At 49.2% G+C, this 26,969-nt stretch carries 23 protein-coding genes, 1 pseudogene and 1 riboswitch; of the genes and pseudogenes, 14 read left to right on the top strand and 10 right to left on the bottom strand.

Features of this window, described 5'->3' with window-relative positions:
* Window positions 1-36: 36 nt before the first annotated feature.
* Window positions 37-981, bottom strand: a complete 945-nt coding sequence (gene leuO, locus EFER_RS00735) for a transcriptional regulator LeuO (protein WP_001115404.1) — start codon at window positions 979-981, stop codon at window positions 37-39.
* 657 nt (window positions 982-1,638) lie between these two features.
* Between leuO and leuL the strand changes: the two genes are divergently transcribed.
* From leuL to aroD, 9 genes are all read left to right on the top strand, one after another.
* Window positions 1,639-1,725, top strand: coding sequence for a leu operon leader peptide (leuL, locus tag EFER_RS00730; protein WP_012599863.1), 87 nt, complete (start codon window positions 1,639-1,641; stop codon window positions 1,723-1,725).
* 89 nt (window positions 1,726-1,814) lie between these two features.
* Entirely contained in the window at window positions 1,815-3,386 is a 1,572-nt protein-coding gene (gene leuA / locus EFER_RS00725; protein WP_000082807.1) for a 2-isopropylmalate synthase, read from the top strand.
* Window positions 3,386-4,477 carry a 3-isopropylmalate dehydrogenase gene (gene leuB, locus EFER_RS00720; protein ID WP_000042375.1) on the top strand — a complete coding sequence of 364 codons (1,092 nt, stop codon included), beginning with the start codon at window positions 3,386-3,388 and terminating at the stop codon, window positions 4,475-4,477. The genes leuA and leuB overlap by 1 nt, the downstream gene beginning before the upstream one ends.
* A 2-nt stretch (window positions 4,478-4,479) precedes the next feature.
* Window positions 4,480-5,880 carry a 3-isopropylmalate dehydratase large subunit gene (gene leuC, locus EFER_RS00715; RefSeq protein ID WP_001140645.1) on the top strand — a complete coding sequence of 467 codons (1,401 nt, stop codon included), beginning with the start codon at window positions 4,480-4,482 and terminating at the stop codon, window positions 5,878-5,880.
* 10 nt (window positions 5,881-5,890) lie between these two features.
* Entirely contained in the window at window positions 5,891-6,496 is a 606-nt protein-coding gene (gene leuD / locus EFER_RS00710; RefSeq protein WP_000818233.1) for a 3-isopropylmalate dehydratase small subunit, read from the top strand.
* Window positions 6,497-6,761: 265 nt separating this feature from the next.
* A complete protein-coding gene (locus EFER_RS00705; RefSeq protein WP_000020268.1) occupies window positions 6,762-8,774 on the top strand; it encodes an oxidoreductase in 2,013 nt (670 codons plus the stop codon).
* Between the two features lie 18 nt (window positions 8,775-8,792).
* Entirely contained in the window at window positions 8,793-9,656 is an 864-nt protein-coding gene (locus EFER_RS00700; protein WP_000840818.1) for a shikimate dehydrogenase, read from the top strand.
* 10 nt (window positions 9,657-9,666) lie between these two features.
* Window positions 9,667-10,878 (top strand): MFS transporter, encoded by a 1,212-nt coding sequence (locus EFER_RS00695; protein WP_000792607.1) that lies wholly within the window; start codon window positions 9,667-9,669, stop codon window positions 10,876-10,878.
* Window positions 10,879-10,907: 29 nt separating this feature from the next.
* Window positions 10,908-11,663 carry a type I 3-dehydroquinate dehydratase gene (aroD, locus tag EFER_RS00690; RefSeq protein ID WP_000180226.1) on the top strand — a complete coding sequence of 252 codons (756 nt, stop codon included), beginning with the start codon at window positions 10,908-10,910 and terminating at the stop codon, window positions 11,661-11,663.
* A gap of 36 nt (window positions 11,664-11,699) precedes the next feature.
* Here aroD and EFER_RS00685 read toward each other — a convergent pair whose 3' ends face one another.
* A complete protein-coding gene (locus EFER_RS00685) occupies window positions 11,700-12,596 on the bottom strand; it encodes a LysR family transcriptional regulator (RefSeq protein WP_001050010.1) in 897 nt (298 codons plus the stop codon).
* A 231-nt stretch (window positions 12,597-12,827) separates the two neighbouring features.
* Here EFER_RS00685 and EFER_RS00680 point away from each other — a divergent pair.
* Window positions 12,828-14,138: pseudogene (locus tag EFER_RS00680) on the top strand (MFS transporter).
* 60 nt (window positions 14,139-14,198) lie between these two features.
* Here the strand turns inward: EFER_RS00680 and EFER_RS00675 are convergent.
* Both EFER_RS00675 and sgrT read right to left on the bottom strand, forming a co-directional pair.
* A complete protein-coding gene (locus EFER_RS00675; RefSeq protein WP_000262118.1) occupies window positions 14,199-15,377 on the bottom strand; it encodes an MFS transporter in 1,179 nt (392 codons plus the stop codon).
* Between the two features lie 105 nt (window positions 15,378-15,482).
* Complete coding sequence (gene sgrT, locus EFER_RS00670; protein ID WP_000553887.1) at window positions 15,483-15,608, bottom strand: glucose uptake inhibitor SgrT; 126 nt, start codon at window positions 15,606-15,608, stop codon at window positions 15,483-15,485.
* An 88-nt stretch (window positions 15,609-15,696) separates the two neighbouring features.
* Here sgrT and sgrR point away from each other — a divergent pair, with 88 nt between their 5' ends.
* The 4 genes from sgrR (at window position 15,697) to thiQ (ending at window position 20,767) form a co-directional block, all read left to right on the top strand.
* Entirely contained in the window at window positions 15,697-17,352 is a 1,656-nt protein-coding gene (gene sgrR, locus EFER_RS00665; protein WP_001141182.1) for a DNA-binding transcriptional regulator SgrR, read from the top strand.
* Between the two features lie 33 nt (window positions 17,353-17,385).
* Window positions 17,386-17,485, top strand: a riboswitch (TPP riboswitch).
* Window positions 17,486-17,515: 30 nt separating this feature from the next.
* On the top strand, window positions 17,516-18,499 hold the full coding sequence (gene thiB, locus EFER_RS00660; protein ID WP_012599860.1) for a thiamine ABC transporter substrate binding subunit: 984 nt from the start codon (window positions 17,516-17,518) through the stop codon (window positions 18,497-18,499).
* On the top strand, window positions 18,475-20,085 hold the full coding sequence (gene thiP / locus EFER_RS00655) for a thiamine/thiamine pyrophosphate ABC transporter permease ThiP (protein WP_000235657.1): 1,611 nt from the start codon (window positions 18,475-18,477) through the stop codon (window positions 20,083-20,085). Before thiB ends, thiP begins: the two co-directional genes overlap by 25 nt.
* Window positions 20,069-20,767 (top strand): thiamine ABC transporter ATP-binding protein ThiQ, encoded by a 699-nt coding sequence (gene thiQ, locus EFER_RS00650; protein WP_000916293.1) that lies wholly within the window; start codon window positions 20,069-20,071, stop codon window positions 20,765-20,767. Before thiP ends, thiQ begins: the two co-directional genes overlap by 17 nt.
* An 80-nt stretch (window positions 20,768-20,847) precedes the next feature.
* Here thiQ and EFER_RS00645 read toward each other — a convergent pair whose 3' ends face one another.
* The 6 genes from EFER_RS00645 to rbsK form a co-directional block, all read right to left on the bottom strand.
* On the bottom strand, window positions 20,848-21,612 hold the full coding sequence (locus tag EFER_RS00645; RefSeq protein WP_001148364.1) for a DedA family protein: 765 nt from the start codon (window positions 21,610-21,612) through the stop codon (window positions 20,848-20,850).
* Window positions 21,613-21,795: 183 nt separating this feature from the next.
* Entirely contained in the window at window positions 21,796-23,283 is a 1,488-nt protein-coding gene (locus EFER_RS00640; protein WP_000353209.1) for a tripartite tricarboxylate transporter permease, read from the bottom strand.
* 9 nt (window positions 23,284-23,292) lie between these two features.
* Entirely contained in the window at window positions 23,293-23,730 is a 438-nt protein-coding gene (locus tag EFER_RS00635) for a tripartite tricarboxylate transporter TctB family protein (RefSeq protein ID WP_001220299.1), read from the bottom strand.
* Between the two features lie 48 nt (window positions 23,731-23,778).
* Window positions 23,779-24,732, bottom strand: coding sequence for a tripartite tricarboxylate transporter substrate binding protein (locus EFER_RS00630; RefSeq protein ID WP_000831652.1), 954 nt, complete (start codon window positions 24,730-24,732; stop codon window positions 23,779-23,781).
* 54 nt (window positions 24,733-24,786) lie between these two features.
* Entirely contained in the window at window positions 24,787-25,710 is a 924-nt protein-coding gene (locus EFER_RS00625) for a dihydrodipicolinate synthase family protein (protein ID WP_000848329.1), read from the bottom strand.
* Window positions 25,711-25,735: 25 nt separating this feature from the next.
* The gene (rbsK, locus tag EFER_RS00620; RefSeq protein ID WP_000285498.1) at window positions 25,736-26,968 is read right to left on the bottom strand and encodes a ribokinase; all 1,233 of its coding nucleotides are present in this window, start codon (window positions 26,966-26,968) and stop codon (window positions 25,736-25,738) included.
* Between the last annotated feature and the right edge of the window lies 1 nt (window position 26,969).

The raw sequence follows: 26,969 nt of genomic DNA, 5'->3' as shown, positions 1-26,969 counted from the left end.
AAACCAGACCATTCGATCTGGTTTATTGCGATAAGATTAATGGCGGCAGACGGAGACCAATAACTCTTCCATCCATTGATGGCCTTTGTCACGTCCGGCAGCTTCATGCCACGAAAGATAACATGTTCTACTATTCAGTTTTAAAGGCAGTGGAAGCACTTGTAATTCCAGTGATTCAGCAAACTCCTCGGCTAACCATCGCGGCGCAATGGAAACCAGATGGGTTTGCGAAACCACATTCAACACACTGATCAATGCCATTCCCTGATAAGCAATACAGCCCTGTTTTTCAGTCGTGTCATACCAGGGTTGACTGAACGAAGCAAAACGCTCCAGAGATACAACCGCGTGCTGCAATTGATAAACATCGTTTTCCAACAGCGGGCCATTAATCGTCGGATGTTTCTTGCTGGCAACCAGCACCATTTCATCATTAAATAACGGTACGCTGGAAAACTCAGGACGGCGGAATTCTTCATAACCAATGACAAATTCGATTTCCTGATAACGCAATTGGTGTTCAGTGTTTTGATTAAGAGAAGATTTAAAAACAACGTGAATATTTGGGGCAATATCATTGATGCGATTATAAACCAATGAGGTCAGCAGATTGTCCAGCGGACTGCAAACACAAAGATTAAATATCCGTTCGCTACTGGCTGGTTCGAAACCAGACCCGGGCAATTCATTCTGCACTAATTGCAAAGCCTGTCTTACCGAACCAAACAACTGATACGCACGAGCAGTCGGTTGGATCCCCCGACCATACCGGACAAACAACTCATCATTAAACATCACTTTCAGGCGCGCCACGGCGTTACTCACCGCAGGCTGTGACATCCCCAGAGTTTGTGCGGCACGTGTGATATTTTGCTCTTGCATCACCGCATCAAAAACGGTTAACAGATTCAGATCGACCATGCGAAGCTGTGGTCTGCCTATCTCAGAAAGACTTGGCTGATCAAATTTTACCTCTGGCATATTAAACTCCACTGTCACGCTTAGCTCCCTTTTCTTGCCGGAATGCTGAGAAATAATCTCGGAAAATATGATTTACCATGCATATAAAATAAGAAAAAGGGCAAACACGAAAATTAGGAAAACATAAAGGTATGGGCTTAGATAAAGAAAAAACCCACGCCAGTGCTGGTTGATCCCTATCACAATTGCCCAAATCATAAAGTTTGAATTACATATTTGATCTAATCATAAGCCATACAAATAAACAATCATGCACCGGGTGAATGATAATTAGTGGTTTAATTAAATGTTTATAGTACTTTTCTGTTAATGGTTAACATTAATTTATCATTAATTAACAATTAATGACACTGAAGTGATTCAGCAAACCGATAAATACAACGAAATCAGGGCCCTGAATTATTCACTTACGTTATCTATCTCTGTGTCTTTTTAGTGAGAAAATGCGAAGAAATATTCTTAGATATGTCAAATAATAAAAACTGGCCATCTGGCCTATGTATTAATTTTGCATTATGCGAAAATATCAGCACATTTAGCTAAATCAGGTGCTGTATTCGACCTTGAAAACAGCGAGCTTTCTAATGGCTGGGGTTGACATCAGCCTGGCTATCCAGTACCACTAAAAGCATATCGCATTCGCTTGGAGCTGACTTAATGACTCACATCGTTCGTTTTAACGGTCTACTACTACTAAACGCATCTTCTTTGCGCGGTAGACTGGTGAGCGGCATTCAGAATTAAGTCAGCACTCAGTCAAACAAAAAACCCGCGCCATTGCGCGGGTTTTTTTATGCCCGAAGCGAGGCGCTCTAAGAGACAAGGAATAAATGATGAGCCAGCAAGTTATTATTTTCGATACCACATTGCGCGACGGTGAACAGGCGTTACAGGCAAGCCTGAGTGCGAAAGAAAAACTGCAAATTGCGCTGGCCCTTGAGCGTATGGGTGTTGACGTGATGGAAGTCGGTTTCCCCGTCTCTTCGCCGGGCGATTTTGAATCGGTGCAGACAATCGCCCGCCAGGTCAAAAACAGCCGCGTATGTGCGTTAGCTCGCTGCGTGGAAAAGGATATCGACGTGGCAGCTGAATCTCTGAAAGTTGCCGAAGCCTTCCGTATCCATACCTTTATTGCCACTTCACCAATGCACATTGCCACCAAGCTGCGTAGCACGCTGGACGAAGTGATCGAACGCGCTATCTATATGGTGAAACGCGCACGTAATTACACCGATGATGTTGAATTTTCTTGCGAAGACGCCGGGCGTACACCCATTGCCGATCTGGCGCGCGTGGTTGAAGCGGCGATTAACGCCGGTGCCACCACCATCAACATTCCTGACACCGTGGGCTACACCATGCCGTTTGAGTTCGCCGGAATCATCAGCGGCCTGTATGAACGCGTGCCTAACATCGACAAAGCCATTATCTCCGTACATACCCACGACGATTTAGGCCTGGCAGTTGGCAACTCACTGGCGGCGGTACATGCCGGAGCACGCCAGGTGGAAGGTGCAATGAATGGGATCGGCGAGCGAGCCGGTAACTGTTCGCTGGAAGAAGTAATCATGGCGATCAAAGTTCGTAAGGATATTCTCAACGTTCATACCGCCATTAATCACCAGGAAATATGGCGCACCAGCCAGTTAGTTAGCCAGATTTGTAATATGCCGATCCCGGCAAACAAAGCCATTGTTGGCAGCGGCGCATTCGCACACTCCTCCGGTATCCACCAGGATGGCGTGCTGAAAAACCGCGAAAACTACGAAATCATGACACCAGAATCTATTGGTCTGAACCAAATCCAGCTGAATCTGACCTCTCGTTCCGGTCGTGCGGCAGTAAAACACCGCATGGATGAGATGGGGTATAAAGAAAGTGAATATAATTTAGACAATTTGTACGATGCCTTCCTGAAGCTGGCGGACAAAAAAGGTCAGGTGTTTGATTACGATCTGGAGGCGCTGGCCTTCATCGGTAAGCAGCAAGAAGAGCCGGAGCATTTCCGTCTGGATTACTTCAGCGTGCAGTCTGGTTCTAACGATATTGCCACTGCCGCCGTCAAACTGGCCTGTGGCGAGGAAGTTAAAGCGGAAGCTGCCAACGGTAATGGTCCGGTCGATGCCGTCTATCAGGCGATTAACCGCATCACTGACTATAACGTCGAACTGGTGAAATACAGCCTGACGGCCAAAGGCCACGGTAAAGATGCGCTGGGTCAGGTGGATATCGTCGCTAACTACAACGGTCGCCGCTTCCACGGCGTCGGCCTGGCCACCGATATTGTCGAGTCCTCCGCCAAAGCCATGGTGCACGTACTGAACAATATCTGGCGCGCCGCAGAAGTCGAAAAAGAGTTGCAACGCAAAGCTCAACACAACGAAAACAACAAGGAAACCGTGTGATGTCGAAGAATTACCATATTGCCGTTTTACCCGGAGATGGGATCGGGCCGGAAGTGATGACCCAGGCACTGAAAGTGCTGGATGCCGTGCGTAACCGCTTTGCGATGCGTATCACCACCAGCCATTACGATGTAGGCGGCGCAGCCATTGATAACCACGGGCAGCCGCTGCCGCCTGTGACGGTTGAAGGTTGTGAGCAAGCCGATGCCGTGCTGTTTGGCTCGGTGGGCGGCCCGAAATGGGAACATTTGCCGCCAGACCAGCAACCAGAACGCGGCGCGCTGTTGCCTTTGCGTAAGCACTTCAAATTATTCAGCAACCTGCGTCCGGCAAAACTGTATCAGGGGCTGGAAGCATTCTGTCCGCTGCGTGCTGACATTGCCGCTAACGGCTTCGACATCCTGTGTGTGCGCGAACTGACCGGCGGCATCTATTTCGGTCAACCAAAAGGCCGCGAAGGTAGTGGACAATATGAAAAAGCGTTTGATACCGAGGTGTATCACCGTTTTGAGATCGAGCGCATTGCCCGTATCGCGTTTGAATCTGCCCGCAAGCGCCGTCACAAAGTCACCTCAATCGACAAAGCCAATGTGCTGCAATCCTCTATTTTATGGCGGGAGATTGTTAATGAGATCGCCACGGAATATCCGGACATCGAACTGGCGCATATGTACATCGACAACGCCACCATGCAGTTGATTAAAGATCCATCACAGTTTGACGTTCTGCTGTGCTCCAACTTGTTTGGCGACATTCTGTCTGATGAGTGCGCGATGATCACAGGCTCCATGGGCATGTTGCCTTCCGCCAGCCTGAACGAGCAAGGTTTTGGTCTGTATGAACCGGCGGGCGGCTCGGCACCCGATATCGCAGGCAAAAACATCGCCAACCCGATTGCACAAATTCTGTCGCTGGCGCTGCTGCTGCGTTACAGCCTGGATGCCGATGATGCGGCTTCCGCCATTGAACGCGCCATTAACCGCGCGTTAGAAGAAGGCATTCGCACCGGAGATTTAGCCCGTGGCGCTGCCGCCGTTAGTACCGATGAAATGGGCGATATCATTGCCCGCTATGTGGCAGAAGGGGTGTAATCATGGCTAAGACGTTATACGAAAAATTATTCGACGCTCACGTAGTGTATGAAGCCGAAAATGAAACCCCGCTGTTATATATCGACCGCCATCTGGTGCATGAAGTGACCTCACCGCAGGCGTTCGATGGTCTGCGCGCCCACGGTCGCCCGGTACGCCAGCCGGGGAAAACCTTCGCTACCATGGATCACAACGTCTCGACTCAGACTAAAGACATTAATGCCTGCGGTGAAATGGCGCGCATCCAGATGCAGGAGCTGATCAAAAACTGCAAAGAGTTTGGCGTCGAACTGTATGACCTGAATCACCCGTATCAGGGGATCGTCCACGTAATGGGGCCGGAACAGGGCGTCACCTTACCAGGAATGACCATTGTCTGCGGCGACTCACATACCGCCACCCACGGCGCGTTTGGCGCACTGGCCTTTGGTATCGGCACTTCTGAAGTTGAACACGTACTGGCAACGCAAACCCTGAAACAGGGCCGTGCGAAGACTATGAAAATTGAAGTCCAGGGCAAAGCCGCGCCGGGCATTACCGCGAAAGATATCGTGCTGGCGATCATCGGTAAAACCGGCAGCGCAGGCGGCACCGGACATGTGGTGGAGTTTTGCGGCGAAGCAATCCGTGATTTAAGCATGGAAGGTCGCATGACCCTGTGCAATATGGCAATCGAAATGGGCGCGAAAGCCGGTCTGGTTGCACCGGACGAAACCACCTTTAACTATGTCAAAGGCCGTCTGCATGCGCCGAAAGGCAAAGATTTCGACGACGCCGTTGCCTACTGGAAAACTCTGCAAACCGACGAAGGCGCAACTTTCGATACCGTTGTCACTCTGCAAGCAGAAGAGATCGCCCCGCAGGTAACATGGGGAACTAATCCCGGTCAGGTGATTTCCGTGAACGATAACATTCCCGATCCGGCTTCGTTTGCCGATCCGGTTGAACGCGCGTCGGCAGAAAAAGCGCTGGCCTATATGGGGCTGAAACCGGGTATTCCGCTGACCGAAGTGGCTATCGACAAAGTGTTTATCGGTTCCTGCACTAACTCGCGCATTGAAGATTTACGCGCGGCAGCGGAAATCGCCAAAGGCCGGAAAGTCGCACCTGGCGTACAGGCGCTAGTAGTTCCCGGCTCTGGTCCGGTAAAAGCCCAGGCAGAAGCGGAAGGTCTGGACAAAATCTTTATTGAAGCCGGTTTTGAATGGCGCTTGCCCGGTTGCTCAATGTGTCTGGCGATGAATAACGACCGCCTGAATCCGGGCGAGCGTTGTGCCTCCACCAGCAACCGTAACTTTGAAGGCCGCCAGGGGCGCGGCGGGCGCACGCATCTGGTCAGCCCGGCAATGGCTGCAGCCGCTGCTGTGACCGGACATTTCGCCGACATTCGCAACATTAAATAAGGAGCACACCATGGCAGAGAAATTTATCAAACACACAGGCCTGGTGGTTCCGCTGGATGCCGCCAATGTCGATACTGACGCAATCATCCCGAAACAGTTTTTGCAGAAAGTGACGCGCACTGGTTTTGGCGCGCATCTGTTTAATGACTGGCGTTTTCTGGATGAAAAAGGCCAACAGCCAAACCCGGACTTCGTACTGAACTTCCCGCAATATCAGGGCGCTTCCATTTTGCTGGCACGAGAAAACTTCGGCTGCGGTTCCTCGCGTGAGCATGCGCCGTGGGCATTGACCGATTACGGTTTTAAAGTGGTGATTGCACCGAGTTTTGCTGACATCTTCTACGGCAACAGCTTTAACAACCAGCTGCTGCCGGTGAAATTAAGCGATGCAGAAGTGGACGAACTGTTTGCGCTGGTGAAAGCCAATCCGGGGATTCATTTTGATGTGGACCTGGAAGCGCAAGAGGTGAAAGTGGGAGAGAAAACTTATCGCTTTACCATCGATGCCTTCCGCCGCCACTGCATGATGAACGGTCTGGACAGCATCGGCCTGACTCTGCAGCACGACGACGCAATTGCGTCTTATGAAGCAAAACAACCTGCGTTTATGAATTAATCCCCTTGCCCGGTCAAATGACCGGGCCTTTCCCCGCGTTTATGTATCCTGGCGTACGAATAAGTAAACAAATCACGCAACTCTTTAAATTATTCAAAACTCACCGTGAATATTTAGTTAATTCCATAGAATTTTCCTATAACTCCCGACAAAAAAAAGCATTATTTTTCTTGCAACCGCCTCGTTATCTTGCCCGCAGTGAAATATTAACTTTGGACCCACTGCAGGCGTATGTCTGTCCCTGGGCATCCAGTGGAGAGATGACATGAGCCACTACCCCCATCTGTTCAGCCCGCTGACCATCAACGGAATGACCATCAAAAACCGGATAATCATGCCGCCAATGGGCACCAATCTGGCGAGTCTGAACGGTGAAGTATCGCAAGAGCAGCTTGATTACTATGAACTTCGTGCACGTGGCGGCACGGGCCTGATTACCATTGAGAATATCTGCATCGATTTCCCTTTTGCCTCCAACGGCACCACGCAATTACGTATCGATAACGATCAATATATTCCTGGTCTGTTTAAACTTACCGAAACCCTTCACCGCCACGGCGCGTGTGTCGCCATACAATTAAATCACGCTGGTGCTTCCGCTTATGCCTATCGTCTGAATGGTGAAACGCCGCTCTCCTCCTCCAGTACGCCATCGAAGAAAAACGGCAACACGCCGCGCCCGATGACTCATGAGGAGATCTATCACGCAATAGATAAATTTGGTGAAGCCGCTGAACGTGTGCGTCGCGCTAATTTTGATTGTGTGGAGATCCACGGTGGTCACTCCTATTTAATCAGCCAGTTTTTATCGCCGCTCTTTAATAAACGTGACGATGAATTTGGTGGCAGCCTGGAAAACCGAGCCCGCTTTTTAACCCTGGTGGTTGATAAAGTACGCGCCAGCGTAGGCCCACGCTTCCCTGTCAGCTTACGTATCAGTGCCGATGATTTCCTCGCAGGTGGCAACACGCTGGAGGACTCACTGCGTATTCTTGAACTCTGTCAGGATAAAGTGGATATCATCAACGTATCGGCAGCGCAAAACGACAGCCTGAATCTGCAAATCGACCAGATGTCACTGGAAGATGGCTGGAAGCGCTACCTTTCTCGTGCCGTGCGTGACAAATTCCATAAACCTACCGTTATCGCGGGTAATATTCGTTCTCCCAAAGTGGCTGAAGATATTGTGGCCAGCGGTGATGCAGACCTTATCGCCATTGGTCGTGGGCTGATTGCTGAACCGGAGTGGGTACAAAAAGTACAAAGTGGCAATGAACGGCTGATGCGTAAATGCATCTCCTGCAATATCGGTTGTGCCGATCACCGTATTGCCCGCTCGCGCCCTCTGCGTTGTTCCATTAACCCGGATATTATCCATGGCGACGCCTACAAGCTGCGTAACGTTACTCGTACTACCAACGTGGTTGTTATTGGCGGCGGTACGGCGGGAATGGAAGCCGCCTGTACAGCAGCTGAAGTCGGTTGCATGACCTGGCTTCTGGAAGAGAAAACACACCTCGGTGGTCTTTCCTGCGAAATATCCCGTCTGCCGGAAAAAACGCGTATTGCTGACTTCCCTCTGTTTATGAAAAACCGCCTCGCGTCACTCAACAACCTGATGTTACAGGTCGGTAAGCGTGCGGATGTCACCAGTGTGGCAGCATTGCATCCTGACTTAATTGTTAACGCCACCGGTTCGGTTCCTCTGTTACCGCCTATCGACAGTTTACAGGAACACATTGATCTCGCAGACGGTAACGTATTTTCCATTACCGGCATGATCAACAATCTCGACCGATTTACGAAGACGCAAGGCAAGCGTATCGCCGTTGTTGGCGGCGGTGCTGTAGGTCTGGACGTGGTCGAATATTTTGCTACCCGTGGCGCGAACGTAACACTTATTGAGATGCTGGACGCCCCGGCACGTGACCTCGATATCATCACCAAAAACGCCATGTTAAATCTGCTGGAAGAACATCGCGTAGAGCAGCATATGCAAACACAGCTAATGGCTGTTTCCGCTGATCATTTCACCGTTAAAAACGCACAAAGCACCTTCGATATCCCCTTTGATTACGGCTTTATCTGTTTAGGGATGCGAGCCAATCGGGCCGGATTTGACGACATCGACCGCTGGGCCAGAGAAAACAACATCAAAATGATGAATATAGGCGATAGTGTAATGGCGCGCCGGATTATTGATGGTGTGCGGGAAGGCCGCAGCGTACTGGATACCCTGGAAGATATGGGTGCCCTGGGAAAAGAATTTCATTTCTAACAACTTGAGGACGTTATCATGGCAGAACGTATTACCGGGCATACTGAACTGATTGGGCTTATTGCGACACCTATTCGTCATAGCATGTCTCCAACAATGCACAATGAAGCCTTTGCACATCTGGGGCTGGACTATGTTTACCTAGCTTTTGAAGTCGATAACCAGGAACTGAAAGATGTTGTTCAGGGATTCCGGGCCCTAAAACTGCGCGGCTTTAATGTTTCAATGCCAAATAAAACCGAGATTTGTCAGTATCTGGACAATCTCTCTCCGGCTGCGCAACTGGTTGGTGCGGTCAACACTGTCGTTAACGATGACGGCATATTAACCGGCCACATCACCGATGGCACGGGCTATATGCGTGCACTGAAAGAAGCCAATATTGATGTTATCGGCAAAAAAATGACTGTCCTGGGTGCAGGAGGAGCTGCCACCGCAATTTGCGTACAGGCAGCACTGGACGGCGTGAAAGAAATTTCTATCTTCAACAAACGGGATAAATTTTTCCCGAATGCCGAGCAAACTGTGGCGAAGATCCGCAACAACACCGACTGCGAGATCCATCTGTTTGATCTCGACGATCATGACAAGTTGCGTGCAGAGATTGACTGCAGTGTGCTGCTCACCAATGCCACTGGCGTAGGTATGAAGCCGTTCGAAGGGCAAATGTTGCTGCCCGATGCCAGTTTCCTGCGCCCGGATCTGATCGTCTCTGATGTGGTGTACAACCCACGCAAAACCCATCTGTTGGAAGTCGCAGAGAACAGCGGTTGTCGCACTATTAACGGCCTGGGAATGATGCTCTGGCAAGGTGCTGCAGCTTTTGAAATCTGGACGGGTAAAGAAATGCCCGTTGATTATATTAAAAGCATTCTGTTCTAAGGTCGGCGTAATGAAAAATAAATACGTCCCAACTGCGGCGGGGCTTTATCTCAACTATATGCTTCACGGCATGGGGGTGCTGTTAATCACCCTCAACATGGCGCATTTGCAGCAACAATGGAGCACCGATGCCGCAGGTGTTTCTATTGTGATCTCCTCGCTGGGGATTGGTAAGCTGGCAACACTATTAACCGGCTTCCTCTCTGATCGCTTTGGTCGTAAGCCGTTTATTTATCTCGGCATTCTCAGTTATCTGCTGTTTTTAGTCGGGATTTTGCTGACCAAAAATATCTATGCCGCCTATGTCTTCGGTATTCTGGCGGGCCTGGCGAACAGTTTCCTCGATTCCGGTACTTATCCGGCGTTAATGGAATCTTTCCCTAATTCTGCCAGTCGTGCGAATGTGCTGATCAAAGCATTTGTTTCTGCCGGGCAGTTCCTGTTGCCGTTTATTATCAGCTTCCTGATTTGGGCAAACTTGTGGTTTGGCTGGTCATTCCTCATCGCAGCCGGGCTATTTGTGATTAGCGGCATCTATCTGGTGAAAATGCCCTTCCCGGATCATCGGGCAAAAAAAGAAACTGTCGCAAAAACCGCAACAGTTACTGCACCTCAGACAAACGCCAATACCATGGATATGCTGATCTTTACGTTATATGGCTATATCGGCATGGCGACTTTTTATCTGGTCAGCCAGTGGTTAGCGCAGTATGGCCAGTTTGTTGCCGGGATCCCATACGCTTCTGCCATTAAATTGCTGAGCATTTATACCGTAGGATCACTGACCTGCGTGTTCGTCACTGCGGCGTTTGTCAAAGATGTGATGAGTTCAGCTATCGCAATGATCATCTACACTACTTTGTCGATGGTGGCGTTGTTGATCGTCTGCCTGTTCCCGACGCCGATGGTTGTCACCGGATTCGCCTTTGTCATTGGTTTTGCGGCAGCCGGTGGTGTCCTGCAACTTGGTGCCACGATCATGGCGATGAGCTTACCAAACGGTAAAGGCAAAGCGACGGGGATCTTTTACACTGCGGGTAGTCTTGCCAGTTTCACGATCCCATTGATCACGGCGAAACTGTCAAAAATTAGCATTGCCAGCATCATGTGGTTCGATCTCTTAATCGCCGTCATCGGCTTTGTGATAGCCCTTTATATCGGTTATCGTCAATTTCAGGCACGTGCCGCGCAAAAAACAGCCCGCGTTCCGGCTGCCGCCTGAAGATTTACTGACAAAAAATGGATAACACTATGACGAATGCAGTAACGGTTAAAAACATCACTTTTCGGGAAGGCGAAACGCTGATTTGCGTGCCGCTGCTGGGTAAATCACTCGACGAGTTGCAAAACAATGCCCGTGCGTTGGCCAGTTGTGGAGCAGATATCATCGAATGGCGGGTCGATCACTTCGCAGAAGTGCATAACGTAGCGAAAGTTTTACAGGCACTGGGGGAAATTCGCCAACTGCTTGCCGAAACCGCGCTGCTGTTTACTTTTCGCAGTAAAAAAGAAGGCGGCGAAACAGAAATCAGTGACGACGCCTATTTTGAGCTGAATCGCCAGGCGGCATTAAGCGGTCTTACTGACCTGATTGACGTTGAATTATTCAACGATGAAAACAAAGTTCGTGCTCTGGTGAATGACGCCCATGCCGCAGGGGTTAAGGTGATCATGAGTAATCATGATTTCCATAAAACACCTGCACAGGAAGATATTATTTATCGCCTGCGCCGCATGCAGGATCTGGGAGCCGACCTGCCCAAAATCGCAGTCATGCCACAAAGTCCGCAAGACGTATTGACGCTGCTTTCGGCGACACTGACGATGAAAGAGAAATACGCCACTCAACCATTGATCACCATGTCGATGGGTAAAATCGGTGGCGTCAGCCGGGTTACGGGTCGCCTGTTTGGTTCTGCAATGACATTTGGTACGGTGGGCCAGGCTTCAGCGCCTGGGCAGATCGCCATTGCTCAGTTGCGTGAAGTAATGGATATTCTTTCCTGATGGCTTTGCGCCCGGAATTTAATGCCGGGCGCATTATTACCGAAAACTCTGGCAATCGTTGATGATGACATCTTTAAATGTCTGTAATGCCGGGGAGAGCACACGATCTTTCATCGTCGCCAGGTAGATATAACGTGGAGGAATCGCATTTTTAATGTTCAGAATATGTACAGGGTAATAAGAGAGAGCAGTAATTCTTGGCATAATAGCAATACCGTAATTGATACTCACCAGACCCGCCATTGCTGTATCTTCTTCCACATAGCAGGCAATATCTGGCACCAGTTTTTGCTGCATAAATACGTTATCAATAAATGGACGTAAGCCGCTGTTTTCAGAAAAATATACATAGGGATAATGGATCGTCTCGCCTAAATCGACCTCATTTTTATATAAACTGGCGAGTGGGTGTTCCCTGGCGGTAACCACAACCAATTCCTGTTGAATAACAGGAATAAAATTAATATCAGGCTCATCGGCAATATAAGAACATATTGCTAAATCTGTTTTTCCTGCTTTTAAATCCTGTAATAACGTTAACGATGTTCCCTGGGTAAAAGAAAATGTCACATCTGAATATGCAGGTGATAATGAGAATTTATTGATTAACTGTGGGACAACATATTCCCCCATGGTATAAATAAAGGCAATACGAATATTTTCTTTGTTTTTATCGCAACTTTTTTGTAACGTCATACGACCATTCTCTAATGACGTCAGAGCATCTTCAACATAGGGTAAAAAACGTTTACCGTTTGGCGTGATCTGAATGTTACGCCCACGGCGGGCAAAGAGTGCCACACCTAACTCTTTCTCCAGTTCAGAGATTGCGTGGCTTAGGGCGGGTTGAGTAATACAAAGTGCGGATGCTGCTTCAGTGTAATGTTCTGTTTCAGCAAGACGCTTAAAATAATAAAGTTGCTTTAGATTCATTATTTTTGACCGTATAATATAAGAATAAAATCACTGTAGCCAATATACCATAGCGTTTAATATTGCTGCGGACTAAACGTCATTTTCTGGAGTCATATCAATTATTCTCGACTGATAATTTTTATCTGTAACAAAGCATACTAAAACATAAATCTCATGAATAAGAAGAAAGAGTATTTTTGCCTGTAAAGATACATGCAAAAATATTTTAAACTTTTAAAGGATATTTCCATGAGGACACAAACTTCCCAGGATGGTCTGGCATCACCACCTATGGTACAAAAAAGAAGTCGAGCTCGAATTGTCATATTATTGCTATTATCCATTGGTACGATGATCAATTACCTTGATCGCACCATTCTGGGGATAGTCGCTCCGCAACTCACCAGGGAACTGGCAATAGATCCAGCAATGATGGGCATTGTTTTCTCTGCTTTTGCCTGGACCTATGCCCTGGCACAAATTCCAGGTGGCATATTTTTAGACCGTTTTGGGAATAAATTAACCTACGCACTTTCAATTTTTTTCTGGTCAACATTCACTCTTCTGCAAAGCTTTGCTCTTGGGTTAAAATCATTATTACTTCTGCGATTAGGTTTAGGTATTAGCGAAGCGCCTTGTTTTCCGGTAAACAGTCGGGTGGTGAGCAAATGGTTTCCACAACATGAACGAGCACGGGCAACGGCAACTTACACCGTTGGAGAATATATTGGCCTTGCCGCGTTTTCTCCTTTGTTGTTTTTTGTGCTGGAACATTATGGTTGGCGAATATTATTTTTTGCTACCGGTGCGATAGGTATTCTGTTTACCTTCGTATGGTGGCGTTTTTATCATGAGCCACATGAATCAAAATCAGCAAATAAAGAAGAACTGGCGTACATTGGCGTAAACAATAACACCGTAGCTAACAGTAATATTCCGTTTAACTGGAATGATGCCGAAAGACTTCTCTCCTGTCGGCAAATTATCGGGGCCAGTCTTGGGCAATTTGCCGGGAATACTACACTGGTTTTCTTTCTGACCTGGTTCCCTACTTATCTGGCAAACGAGCGCCAGATGCCGTGGCTCCATGTTGGATTCTTTGCTACCTGGCCGTTTCTTGCTGCGGCGATTGGTATTATTTTTGGCGGCTGGATATCTGATCGTCTGTTAAATAAAACAGGTTCGGTAAATATCAGTCGGAAACTGCCAATTATTTCTGGATTACTGTTATCAAGCTGTATTATTGCAGCCAACTGGGTTAATGATAACACCACGGTTATTGTTATTATGTCGATTGCTTTTTTTGGCTAGGGAATGGTAGGGCTCGGCTGGACCTTAATTTCTGATATCGCCCCAGATAATATGGCGGGACTTACCGGGGGGATTTTTAATTTCTGTGCTAATCTCGCATCAATTATTACCCCGCTGATTATCGGTTTTATTATCTCGTTAAGCGGTAATTTCTTTTATGCGTTGATCTATATCGGGGTGACAGCATTAATCGGCGTCATTGCTTATGTCTTTATCATTGGCGACATTAAGCGTATTGTCCTGAAATAATCGGTATACGATAAAAGGGGGAAGCATTTTCTCCCCCTTTTTATACTCATCCTACATTCATCAAATGTCTTTTACCTTCGCGGTTAAAAATAACGTCACGATCGAAATGGCAGCAATTGCCCAATAGACTGCAAAATGCCCCCAACTTTGCGCTATTGCTCCCTGAATAACACCTGCCAGAATCACCCCGGTAGAAATGCTATTAGTAAATAATGTTGTAGCTGATCCCGCTCTGCCTGGCATCAAATCCTGAAACCATAGCATCCCAATACCTGCAACAATGCCGATAAACACTGCGTTAAACAGCTGTAGTGTGATCAGCGCCATACGACTATGAAAGAAAATTAGCCCGATATAAAACAGCACACCAGCGGCTACTGCCACGAGCATCATGCGCCGTTTGCCAAAATGTTTTACAAAGTAACCCGCCAGAATCATTGCCGGGATTTCCAACCCTGCTGCCGTGCCCATCAGTAGACCCGCCAGTTTGTCAGGTAATCCAAGATCGCTGCTTATCCACAATGGCATATCAATAATGTACATCGTGTTGCAGGTCCACATTAGCGTTGAGGCAACAAACAACATCCGAACATTATTATCCTGCCAGCCACCTTGTATTGCTGGAGCATTTTCTGGCGGCAACTCCACCCGGGTTACAGACGGAAGCATAAACGCAATCAATATCAGGCTGATGACGAATATCCCGGCAGCAATCGAAAACATCACCGTGAAGCCGTAATTCAACGCCAGCATAAAAGCCAGCGGTGGACCGATAACCCATGCCAGAGAAAGCTGCGCACGCATAACTGAGCTAAACATCACGACTTCACGCGCAGAGTTATCCGCATATTCCCGCGCCAGGGCAAACAGCTGTGGCATTGCTGTATTAGCCAGTGAGGCCAGAAACACACCACAGGTGATCAATGTCAGATAATGACGATTAAATGCAAACAGTAGCGCATTGCCAATCGCCATCAGGCAGCAAAACATGATCAGTTTACGCCTGTCGCCCTGGCTGTCAGAACGCTTTGCCAGCCACAGACTTACGCCAATCCCGGCGATAGCATTCACCGTATAAAAGAGTCCGACCCAGAATGGCTGGGCGCCAACCTCACGACTGAGAAATAAACTCAATGTAGGAGCCTGTAGCGCCCCTGCGACTCCCATCATAAAGGCGACCAGCATAAAAGCCGCGTAGACACCATTCATACGGCGAGCCATCGTCATAATCCAGACCATAAGTTTCCTTTTTAGCGCGGCGAGAATAAAAAAAGCCAGCAGGTATTATCTGCTGGCGGGTGATTTTACACCAATACTCAGTCACACATGATGTCGGCAATTCAGTTACGGAGCACTCAACTCCCACTGCATCAGTTCTTCCAGCATTGCTAAACGCCGGGAGGCGCTTAACCAATATAACCAGGACAACTTTTCAGTTGCGGTAAAATACCGCTGATAAAACTGATGCATATCCCACCTCCTCGCTTCATCGACAGTGATTATTGGCCTAATATAGGGATTATTAAATTGCTGGATTTTCCCCAGGAGTTCCCCTTTTATGCCTTCCTCTCGTTTGCAACAGCAGTTCATCCGTTTGTGGCAATGCTGCGACGGTAAATCTCAGGAGACCACGCTGAACGAACTGGCGGAGTTGCTCAACTGTTCCCGTCGCCATATGCGCACGCTCCTGAATACCATGCAGGAGCGTGGCTGGTTGACGTGGGAAGCGGAAGTCGGTCGCGGTAAGCGTTCACGCCTGACATTCCTCTATACCGGGCTGGCGCTCCAGCAACAACGTGCGGAAGATTTACTTGAGCAGGACCATATAGACCAACTGGTGCAGTTGGTTGGCGACAAAGCAGCTGTGCGGAAAATGCTGGTTTCTCATCTGGGGCGTAGCTTCCGCCAGGGGCGACATATCCTGCGCGTGCTCTACTATCGTCCGTTGCGTAATCTGCTGCCCGGCAGCGCATTGCGCCGTTCCGAAACGCATATTGCCCGGCAAATTTTCAGTTCGCTAACGCGCGTAAATGAGGAAAATGGGGAACTGGAGGCGGACATCGCCCACCACTGGCAGCAAATTTCACCGCTTCACTGGCGCTTCTTTTTACGTCCAGGAGTCCATTTTCATCATGGTCGTGAACTGGAAATGGACGACGTGATAGCCTCTTTGAAACGGATCAATACGCTGCCGCTCTATTCGCATATTGCTGAAATTGTGTCGCCGACGCCCTGGACGCTGGACATCCATCTCACGCAGCCAGACCGCTGGTTGCCGTTACTGCTGGGGCAAGTTCCGGCGATGATCCTGCCGCGCGAATGGGAAACCCTCAGTAACTTTGCCAGCCATCCCATCGGCACCGGTCCGTATGCGGTGCTCCGCAACAGCAGCAATCAACTGAAAATTCAGGCATTCGATGACTTCTTCGGTTATCGCGCATTAATCGACGAAGTAAACGTCTGGGTTCTGCCGGAAAGTGCCGACGAGCCAGCCTGTGGACTGATGCTTGAAGGGCCTCAGGGCGAGGAAAAAGAGATTGAAAGCCGCCTGGAGGAAGGTTGCTATTATTTACTGTTCGACAGCCGCACCCATCGTGGGGCGAATCAGGCGGTAAGAGACTGGGTAAGCTATGTTCTCTCCCCCACCAACCTGGTCTATTTTGCCGAAGAGCAGTACCAGCAACTGTGGTTTCCGGCCTACGGTCTGCTGCCGCGCTGGCACCATGCCCATATCCTACAGAGCGAAAAACCTGCCGGACTGGAAAGCCTCACCCTGACCTTTTATCAGGATCATAGTGAGCATCGGGTGATTGCCAGGATCATGCAGCAGATTCTGGCAAGTCACCAGGTCACGCTGGAAATCAAAGAGATCAGCTACGATCAGTGGCACGAAGGAGAGATCGAAAGCGACATCTGGCTTAACAGCGCCAACTTTACGCTGCCGCTGGATTTTTCGCTGTTCGCGCATTTGTGCGAAGTGCCGCTGCTACAACACTGTATTCCGATCGACTGGCAAGCCGACGCCGCCCGCTGGCGCAATGGCGAAATGAACCTGGCGAACTGGTGCCAGCAACTGGTCGCCAGCAAAGCAATGGTGCCGCTCATCCACCACTGGCTGATCATTCAGGGGCAACGCAGTATGCGCGGCCTGCGCATGAACACTCTCGGCTGGTTCGATTTTAAATCCGCGTGGTTTGCACCACCGGATCCATGATTGCTGGTTGATAACAAAATCACTACACTAACGCCGTTCTCAACGGGGTGCCACGCAGACGCGTGCGCTGAGAAAATACCCGTCGAACCTGATCCGGATAACGCCGGCGAAGGGATTTGAGGCTCCTTCTCAAGTCCTTTGCCACTCTTCTTTGAGGTGCAAAGTGTTAAAAAAATATCTTCCCCTGCTGTTGCTCTGTACAGCACCTGTTTTCGCTAAACCCGTTCTGACTGTTTATACCTACGATTCCTTCGCCGCCGACTGGGGGCCTGGTCCGGTGGTGAAAAAAGCCTTTGAAGCCGACTGTAATTGCGAACTCAAACTGGTGGCGCTGGAAGATGGCGTTTCGCTTCTCAACCGTCTGCGGATGGAAGGCAAAAACAGTAAAGCCGATGTGGTGCTGGGGCTGGATAACAATCTGTTAGACGCCGCCAGCAAAACCGGGCTTTTTGCTAAAAGCGGTGTGGCAGCGGATGCCTTTAATGTTCCCGGTGGCTGGAATAATGACACTTTTGTCCCGTTTGATTACGGCTATTTCGCCTTCGTCTATGACAAGAACAAACTGAAAAATCCGCCGCAAAGCCTGAAAGAATTGGTTGAAAGCGATCAAAACTGGCGGGTGATTTATCAGGATCCGCGTACCAGTACGCCGGGCCTGGGTCTGCTGTTGTGGATGCAAAAAGTCTATGGCGATGACGCCCCGCAGGCCTGGCAGAAGCTGGCGAAGAAAACGGTCACGGTCACCAAAGGCTGGAGCGAAGCCTACGGCCTGTTTTTAAAAGGCGAAAGCGATCTGGTACTAAGTTACACCACCTCTCCGGCTTATCACATTCTCGAAGAGAAGAAAGATAACTACGCCGCCGCGAATTTCAGCGAAGGTCACTATCTGCAAGTGGAAGTTGCCGCCCGCACCGCTGCCAGCAAGCAGCCGGAGCTGGCGCAGAAATTCCTCCAGTTTATGGTTTCTCCGGCTTTTCAGAATGCGATCCCAACCGGCAACTGGATGTATCCGGTGGCAAACGTCACGCTGCCTGCCGGGTTTGAACAACTGACCAAACCAGCAACCACGCTAGAGTTCACGCCAGCCGAAGTGGCGGCACAACGTCAGGCATGGATTAGCGAATGGCAACGCGCCGTCAGCCGTTAATTCCCGGCTGGTTAATTCCAGGTGTAAGCGCCGCTACGCTTGTGGTGGCGGTCGCACTGGCGGCGTTTCTCGCCCTGTGGTGGAACGCGCCGCAGGGTGACTGGATGGCAATCTGGCAGGACAGCTACCTGTGGCATGTGGTGCGCTTTTCCTTCTGGCAGGCGTTTCTCTCGGCGCTGATCTCTGTCGTACCGGCAATATTCCTCGCCCGCGCCCTCTACCGCAGGCGCTTTCCGGGACGGCTGGCGCTGTTGCGTCTGTGCGCAATGACCCTGATCCTCCCGGTGCTGGTTGCTGTTTTCGGCATTCTTAGCGTCTATGGTCGCCAGGGTTGGCTGGCATCACTCTGCCAATCGCTCGGTCTGGAGTGGACCTTTTCGCCCTACGGCCTGCAAGGCATTTTGCTGGCGCACGTATTTTTTAATCTGCCGATGGCGAGCCGCTTATTGCTCCAGGCACTGGAAAACATTCCCGGCGAACAGCGTCAGCTTGCTGCCCAGCTTGGCATGCGCGGCTGGCATTTTTTCCGCTTCGTTGAATGGCCGTGGTTACGGCGCCAAATCCCGCCGGTTGCTGCGCTGATCTTTATGCTCTGTTTCGCCAGCTTCGCCACCGTGCTGTCGCTGGGCGGTGGTCCGCAGGCGACCACTATCGAGCTGGCTATTTATCAGGCGCTGAGTTACGACTACGATCCTGCCCGCGCGGCGATGCTGGCGCTGATCCAGATGATATGTTGCCTTGGGCTGGTGCTGTTGAGTCAGCGACTAAGTAAAGCCATTGCGCCCGGCACCACGCTGCTGCAAGGCTGGCGCGACCCGGACGACCGTCTGCATAGCCGCATTTGCGACACGGTGTTAATTGTGCTGGCGCTGCTGCTGTTGCTGCCACCGTTACTGGCGGTGATTGTCGATGGGGTAAATCGCCAGTTGCCAGAGGTGCTGGCACAACCGGTGCTGTGGCAGGCGCTGTGGACCTCGTTGCGTATTGCGCTGGCGGCAGGCGTATTGTGCGTGGTGCTGACCATGATGCTGCTATGGAGCAGTCGCGAATTGCGGGCACGGCAAAAAATGCTGGCGGGCCAGGCGCTGGAGATGAGCGGCATGTTGATCCTCGCTATGCCGGGGATTGTGCTGGCAACGGGCTTCTTTTTACTGCTCAACAACACCATCGGCCTGCCACAATCTGCTGACGGCATCGTGATTTTCACCAATGCGTTAATGGCCATCCCTTATGCGCTGAAAGTGCTGGAAAACCCGATGCGCGATATCACCGCGCGTTACAGTATGTTGTGTCAGTCGCTGGGCATTGAAGGCTGGTCACGATTAAAAGTAGTGGAGCTGCGCGCCCTGAAACGCCCACTGGCGCAGGCGCTGGCCTTTGCCTGTGTGCTGTCGATTGGTGATTTTGGCGTGGTGGCGTTGTTCGGTAACGATGATTTCCGTACCCTGCCATTTTATCTCTACCAGCAAATTGGCTCCTATCGTAGCCAGGATGGCGCGGTGACCGCGTTAATTCTACTGCTGCTCTGTTTTCTGCTGTTTACCGTGATTGAAAAACTACCGGGGCGAAATGTTAAAACTGACTGATATCACCTGGCTTTATCACCATTTGCCGATGCGTTTTAGCTTAACGGTGGAACGCGGCGAGCAGGTGGCGATCCTCGGGCCAAGCGGCGCGGGTAAAAGTACCCTGCTGAATTTGATCGCCGGTTTTCTGACGCCAGCCAGCGGTTCGCTGACTATCGACGGCGTTGATCACACCACGACGCCGCCGTCACGCCGTCCGGTGTCGATGCTGTTTCAGGAGAACAACCTGTTCAGTCACCTGACGGTCGCGCAGAACATCGGGCTGGGGCTAAATCCGGGCTTGAAACTGAACGCGGCGCAGCAGGAGAAAATGCACGCTATTGCCCGTCAGATGGGGATTGATAATTTAATGGCGCGGTTACCGGGCGAGCTTTCCGGCGGTCAGCGACAACGCGTGGCGTTAGCGCGTTGTCTGGTACGCGAACAGCCGATTTTATTGCTCGATGAACCGTTCTCTGCGCTCGATCCGGCGTTACGTCAGGAGATGCTGACGCTGGTGAGCACGAGCTGCCAGCAGCAAAAAATGACGCTATTGATGGTGTCGCACAGTGTGGAAGATGCGGCCCGGATCGCCACACGCTCGGTGGTGGTCGCCGACGGGCGCATCGCCTGGCAGGGTATGACCGATGAGTTGTTGAGCGGTAAGGCGAGTGCTTCGGCACTATTGGGGATTAAAGGTTAATCTGTCATATCGGATGCGGTGTGAATGCCGCATCCGACAATAAAAATTTAAATATCAAACAGTTACACTGCCATGCAGGCCTAAACTCCAACCACTTTACGCAAAATATCGATATACACCGGCATCAACGGGTGGCGAATTAACACCACCAGCGCTACCACGCCGATGGCAGAAATCAACGGCGTCAGCCACAACAAACGACCGCGCGACAAATAATGACTTAAACGGTCAGTCGCTTTACCACTGCGCCATGACCGCCAGCACAGCCAGCCACCAACCCACAAAAACACCGCTGTTGCCAGCAGCAACCATTTAAACTCGCCACTCTGCATTCCGGCAGGAATATCGATCGCCGCGCCCGCCAGAATCCCCGGCAGGAAGTAAAACGGCGGCCACAACAGGCAACCTACAATATTCGGTAAAAGAAACTTACGCACTGGCAGATCCAGCATCCCTGCCACCATCGGTACCAGCGGACGCGTCGGCCCGACAAAACGTCCGACCAGAATGGTAAACATGCTGTGCTGATGTAGCGCATGTTCGGTCTTATCGAGCAACGCTTTGTTCTTCTTCATAAAAGACCAGCGATGCAACGGCTTTTTAAAACGCCAGCCCAGCCAGAAGGAGATCCAGTCCCCCAGCAGGCAACCGACAATACCGGCCAGCCAGGCATACCAAAAACTCAACTCGCCGCTGCCAATCAGTGCCCCCAGTCCTGCCATCAGTACCGTACCTGGCAGAATCAGACCGACCAGCGCCAGCGACTCCAGAAAAGCCACCAGCACAACAGCCATCAGAGAATACGCGGTCGATTGAGTAATAAAGTGTTCCAGCAATGCTTGCATAATGCGCCCGGTTGATGAATTCGTCGTGGATTGTGCGAAGTGGTGGTATTCAGGTCAATCTATTCTTTGTATGAATATACTCCTGCAACGCGAATCATTTAGAGTATAAATTTAGCAGTCACGCAGGATTTTACTTAGGGGAAGGCAGACCATCCACAACATGGATGGTCTGAAAACAGCGGATTAACGGCTAAATGAACGGTAGATATTGCGTCCTTGCAACGCGACAACCAAAAAGAAACAGGCAGCCAGTGCCATAGATACCGGGCGCTCAACAAACGCCAGCCATTCGCCATTAGACTTAATCATTGAAGATAATAAGTTTTTTTCCAACATTGGCCCAAGAATCATCCCCAAAATAATGGGCGAAACCGGGTATTCCTTACGTTGTAACCAGTATCCAAGAACCCCCATGACCAACATGACAACGACAGAGGCACCCGAGTTATCGATAGCAAATGCACCGACAATACTGAAAATCAGAATAATCGGGTACAGAATCGCTTTATCAATCCAGATGATGCGTTTGATAAAACTGACAGCAATTGTGGCTAACGGTAGTAATGCAATATTGGCGATCAGAAACAAGATAAACACGGCATAGAGTTTATCTGCCTGGAACAGAAATAATGTCGGTCCTGGATTCATATCCTTCATATAGAGCACGCCGATGATAATTGCGGCGGCAGAATCGCCCGGAATACCGAAAACTAATGAAGGGATCCAACTCCCCGCCAGGCTGGCGTTGTTACTGCTCGAGGAATCAACAATCGCCTCCTCAGAACCATGCCCATATAACTCCTGCTGGCGAGAGAATTTTTTTGAAATGGCGTAACTTATCCACGCAGCAATATCTGCTCCAGCGCCGGGTAACGCTCCGATAAGCGTACCGATAATACTGCTACGGCCAAGATTTAATTTTCGTGACCAAATCACCTGCCCCATTCCCTTGAATAAATTAATCCCCGTTTGCGTTTGTGGCACGGCACCACTTACCTGGCTAATTTTGTCACGATAATATTCAATTGCGCCGGATATCGCGAACAGACCAATCATCGCCGGGATAAAGTTCACCCCTTGTAACAGGCTGATTTGCCCAAACGTAAAACGTGGAACCCCGGATATTTGATCATAACCGATACACGCCAGTAATAATCCCAAACATAAGGTCACCATGCCTTTCAGTGGTTGATTACCCACAACCAGAGTCGCGCAGGTTAAGCCTAAAAGAGAAAGCCATGTGTATTCATAAGAACTAAATTTAAGGGCAAATTTCGCCAGTACAGGCGCAGCCAACATCAAAATAAGTGATCCAATCACGCCACCAATGACCGAACTCACCAGCCCAAGTCCCAATACGCGATTCACCTTACCTTGCTTTACCAGTTCATTTGAATCAGCAACATAAGCCGCCGAAGCAGGTGTCCCTGGTATACGCAAAAGTGCGCCGGGGATATCTCCGGCATAAATGGATGACGCACCAACGGCAATCATTAATGCCAGAGCGGGAATAGGATCAAGAAAGAAGGTAAAAGGTACCATTAGCGCAACCGCCATCGTTGCGGTCAATCCTGGAATGGCCCCCACAAATAACCCAAAGGCTGTAGCAGCAATAATGGACAGAATGGCATTCAAATTAATATACGTTAGTGCCTGAATCAAAATATCCATATTGCATCCTTAAAACAAGATTCCTTCAGGAAAGGCTACCAACAACACTCTGGCAAAAATAAACCAGATAATAAGAGATGCCGATATCGAAACGATAACGGAATGCAAAAGTCTGACACCTCGTATTTTCATTAAAATAAAAAGCAACAAAAATGAGCAAATTACAAAACCGAGAATATCTAACAATAATATAAACAGCAGTACCACTGTAATAACCAGTAAAAGTGCTTTCACTTCATCAAGCGTTAAAGAAACTTTGTTACGGTGCCGGTGTTTAATATCTATCGCTACATCAATAGCCGCTAAAAACAACAACAATCCACTGATGATGCAAGGCATAAATCCAGCGCCATACTGCGATATGCCTCCATATTGCGTTATGCTCCAGCCAAAAATAAACATGGCAAAAATCAGCAGAAATAACGGCGTTACCGGTATTATGCGCATAATGCTATCCCTGTAATTGGGCGGCGATATATTCACCGCCCTGTCTGATTAACCCTTGATTTTGGTTATTAATTTTCCGTATCTGGCATCTTCATCTGCCATAAAAGTCGTCATTTCTTTGCCATACAGCGGGTAAACTTCAAACCCTTGTTTGGTAGCGAATTCTTGTAATTTCCCCTGCGCAAACACTGCCTGCATAGCGGCAGTTAATTTTTGTGAGACCTCTTCAGGAGTACCCGCCGGAACCACTAAGGCATTCCATGTCGCCAAATGATATTTATAGCCAGTTGCTTGTTGGAATACTGGAAGATCTTTATAAAGCCCTGCCGATTTTTCTGCCATGGTCGCTAAATTACGTACCATTTTGGCATCGACCATACTTTTCGCTTCGCCCGGTGATGACGTTGTAAAATCTATACCACCGGAAACCAGTTCCATCAGTGCAGAACTGGAACCTTCAGAAGGCACCCAGGTCACGGCAGAAGACGGAAGCCCCATACTGTCGAGCATACCTATCAAGTTCAGATGCCAGCCGGAATTTAACCCGCTACCCGATGCTTTTAACTTACCTGGATTCGCCTTGATGTAGTCGGTCATCTGGACGATATTTTCGAACTGCGAATTTGCTGCGACTTGCACGCCTCCCAGATTCACTGCCAGCCGTGTAATTGGCGTGTAGTTCTGATACGTTAACGCCGTCATCCCCTGATGGTGCATCATGGTGATTTCTACCGTCGCAATTCCCAGGGTATAGCCATCCGCTTTAGCTTTCGCAATGGCATCATGGCCAACCACCCCAGCACCTCCCGTGCGATTCACCACGTTGACATTCACTTTCAACTCTTTTTGCAGCCCTTCTGCCACCAGGCGTGCAACAGTATCGGTATTTCCTCCCGCGCCCCAGGGCACAATGATTTGGATTGGTTTTTCTGGCCATGCAGCCAGCGCGGAACCTGAAACCAGCAGTGAAGCAACGGCACAACTCATCAGGGTACGTTTCATATTTATAGACTCCTGTCTTAATTATTTTTTAATAACAGCAAGTGCTGTCGGATATTAATATTTGAGTTGTTGACGCTGGAAATCTGCGGCATCAGCAATTTGTTTTAGCACCACCTCCAGCCCCCAATATTTTTTCAGCACATCGTCAGCCGTTACCCGGCAGTGAACACAGTCAAATGTTCCTCGCTGCTGATGAAATATTTTGGCATTTTTCGGATAGCCAATATTTTCACTGACGGCACTCAGCGATAAAAACCAGGCGAGTTGTTTTGCCTCTTCAGGGTGTTGTTTTCCTTCAAGCCAAAGCCAGTGATACAAGTCAGGATGAAAGTTGGTAAAGACGCCACAAAAACCTTTCGAACCTGCAAGCATCGCCTCCCAGGCAATGGCAGCATTGGCATTAACAATCGTCATTGGCGTCTGCTGGGTTAATTGCACCCGGCGCGTCACTGTAGGCAGATCACAACTGACATCTTTTAAGATTTGAAAACGCCCGCTTTGTGCGCAGTAAAGCAGTTCCTCATCGGTTAATAAGCGGCGATACGGGGCCGGGCATTCATACAGGCCCAGTGCCATGCTTTCTGGTAGTGACGCCAAAAGCGTATCAAGTGTGCGACGGAATACCGCAGTGCCTTCGTTATGTGGGTCGAGATGGTTAGTCACTAACACCAGCGCATCAATACCCGTTGCTGCCATTGCATTAAGTTCCTGAATTTGCAATTGCACATCATCAGAAATATGACCAGAAGCGATAACAGGTATTCGTTGTTGGCTATATTCAACCACAAAGCTCGCCAGTTCCACGCGCTCTTCTAAGGTTAAATACTGCATTTCACTGGACTGACACACGGCAAATAACGCGTCGGCACCGTTTTCGATATACCAGTCAATTAGCCGTTTAAGACCAGAGTAATCAATTTTATTATCCGCCGTAAAAGGCGTTAGCATTACCGGAATAATCCCTTCAATTGTTTTCATATTTCATCCTTCGTTCAGTGAAACATCAGAAAGTTTGAATGGCGACGTTCTGCTGCTGAATTCTGGCATCCACCAGAGAGATATCTGGCATATTGGCTGCCCCTTCTTTTTCTACTGCCAGCGAAGCGAAAGCGCTGGCATACCAGGCTGCTTTAACAAGTGATTCACCCTTCGCCAGTGCGGCGGCGAGCGCGCCATTAAACGCATCCCCCGCACCTGTTGTATCTACAGCGACTGCCGAAAATGCCGGAATATGCGCACATTGTTGCCCGTCATAAATTAATGCGCCTTGTTTTCCCATCGTGATAATTACTGAGCACTGCCCGGCATTATGAATATGCTTCGCCGCCTTCATAGCATCAGAAATATCATTAATTACCATACCTGACATCGCCGATGCTTCGGTTTCATTGGGTGTCACAATATCAACATAAGGTAATAGTGTGGCAACATCAATGGACCACGGCGCAGGATTTAAAATCGTTGTCACCTGCATTTGTTTGGCACATTTTAATGCCAGGTGAGTGGCGGCAAGATTATTCTCCATCTGCACAATGAAGACATTGGATTCAGCAATAAAGTGAGAAAGTTGAATAATATCGTTATCACTTAATTCATGATTAGCCCCTGGAGACATGGCAATCATGTTTTCACCTTCATTATTTACATAAATAACTGCACAACCCGTGGTAGATCGTTCAGATTCGTAAAAAGTAAATGAGCCAATACCAATCGATTCAATATGATTGCGGGCAAAATGATTAAACTGGTCGCGACCAATCTTACAGGCGAAGTGTATTTGCGCCCCAGCCCGATGAGCAGCAAGTGCCTGATTCGCACCTTTCCCTCCCGGCCCCATGGTGGTTTCTTTGGCCACCAACGTTTCACCTTCATGCGGAAAACGATACACTTTCGCCACGATATCGACGTTAAATGATCCTAACACACACACTTTTCCTGCCATTCGGTGTCCTTTATCATCAAGGGAGGTTAAAAAGCCAATTCCCTGCTGTTGTTGCTTGATAAGCAAACTCATATCGACATACTCTTGTTGCGAAAGCGCGTTTTGCATTAAATGTTTTTTTAATGAGACGCCACCATGATGGCGAATAACCATGCCACGCTTTTGCAACCATGCTAAATCTGTCCGAATAGTCTCTTTGGTAACGGAAAAATAATGAGCTAAATCGCTGACAGTGCACTCCTCCTTGTTGCGAAGTAGCCGGACAATATGTTCACGACGGGTATCCCGATACATA

The sequence above is a fragment of the Escherichia fergusonii ATCC 35469 genome, assembly GCF_000026225.1.
Classification (GTDB): domain Bacteria; phylum Pseudomonadota; class Gammaproteobacteria; order Enterobacterales; family Enterobacteriaceae; genus Escherichia; species Escherichia fergusonii.
Note: the sequence above shows the minus strand (reverse complement) of the source record. Positions and strands in the feature narration are given on the sequence as shown.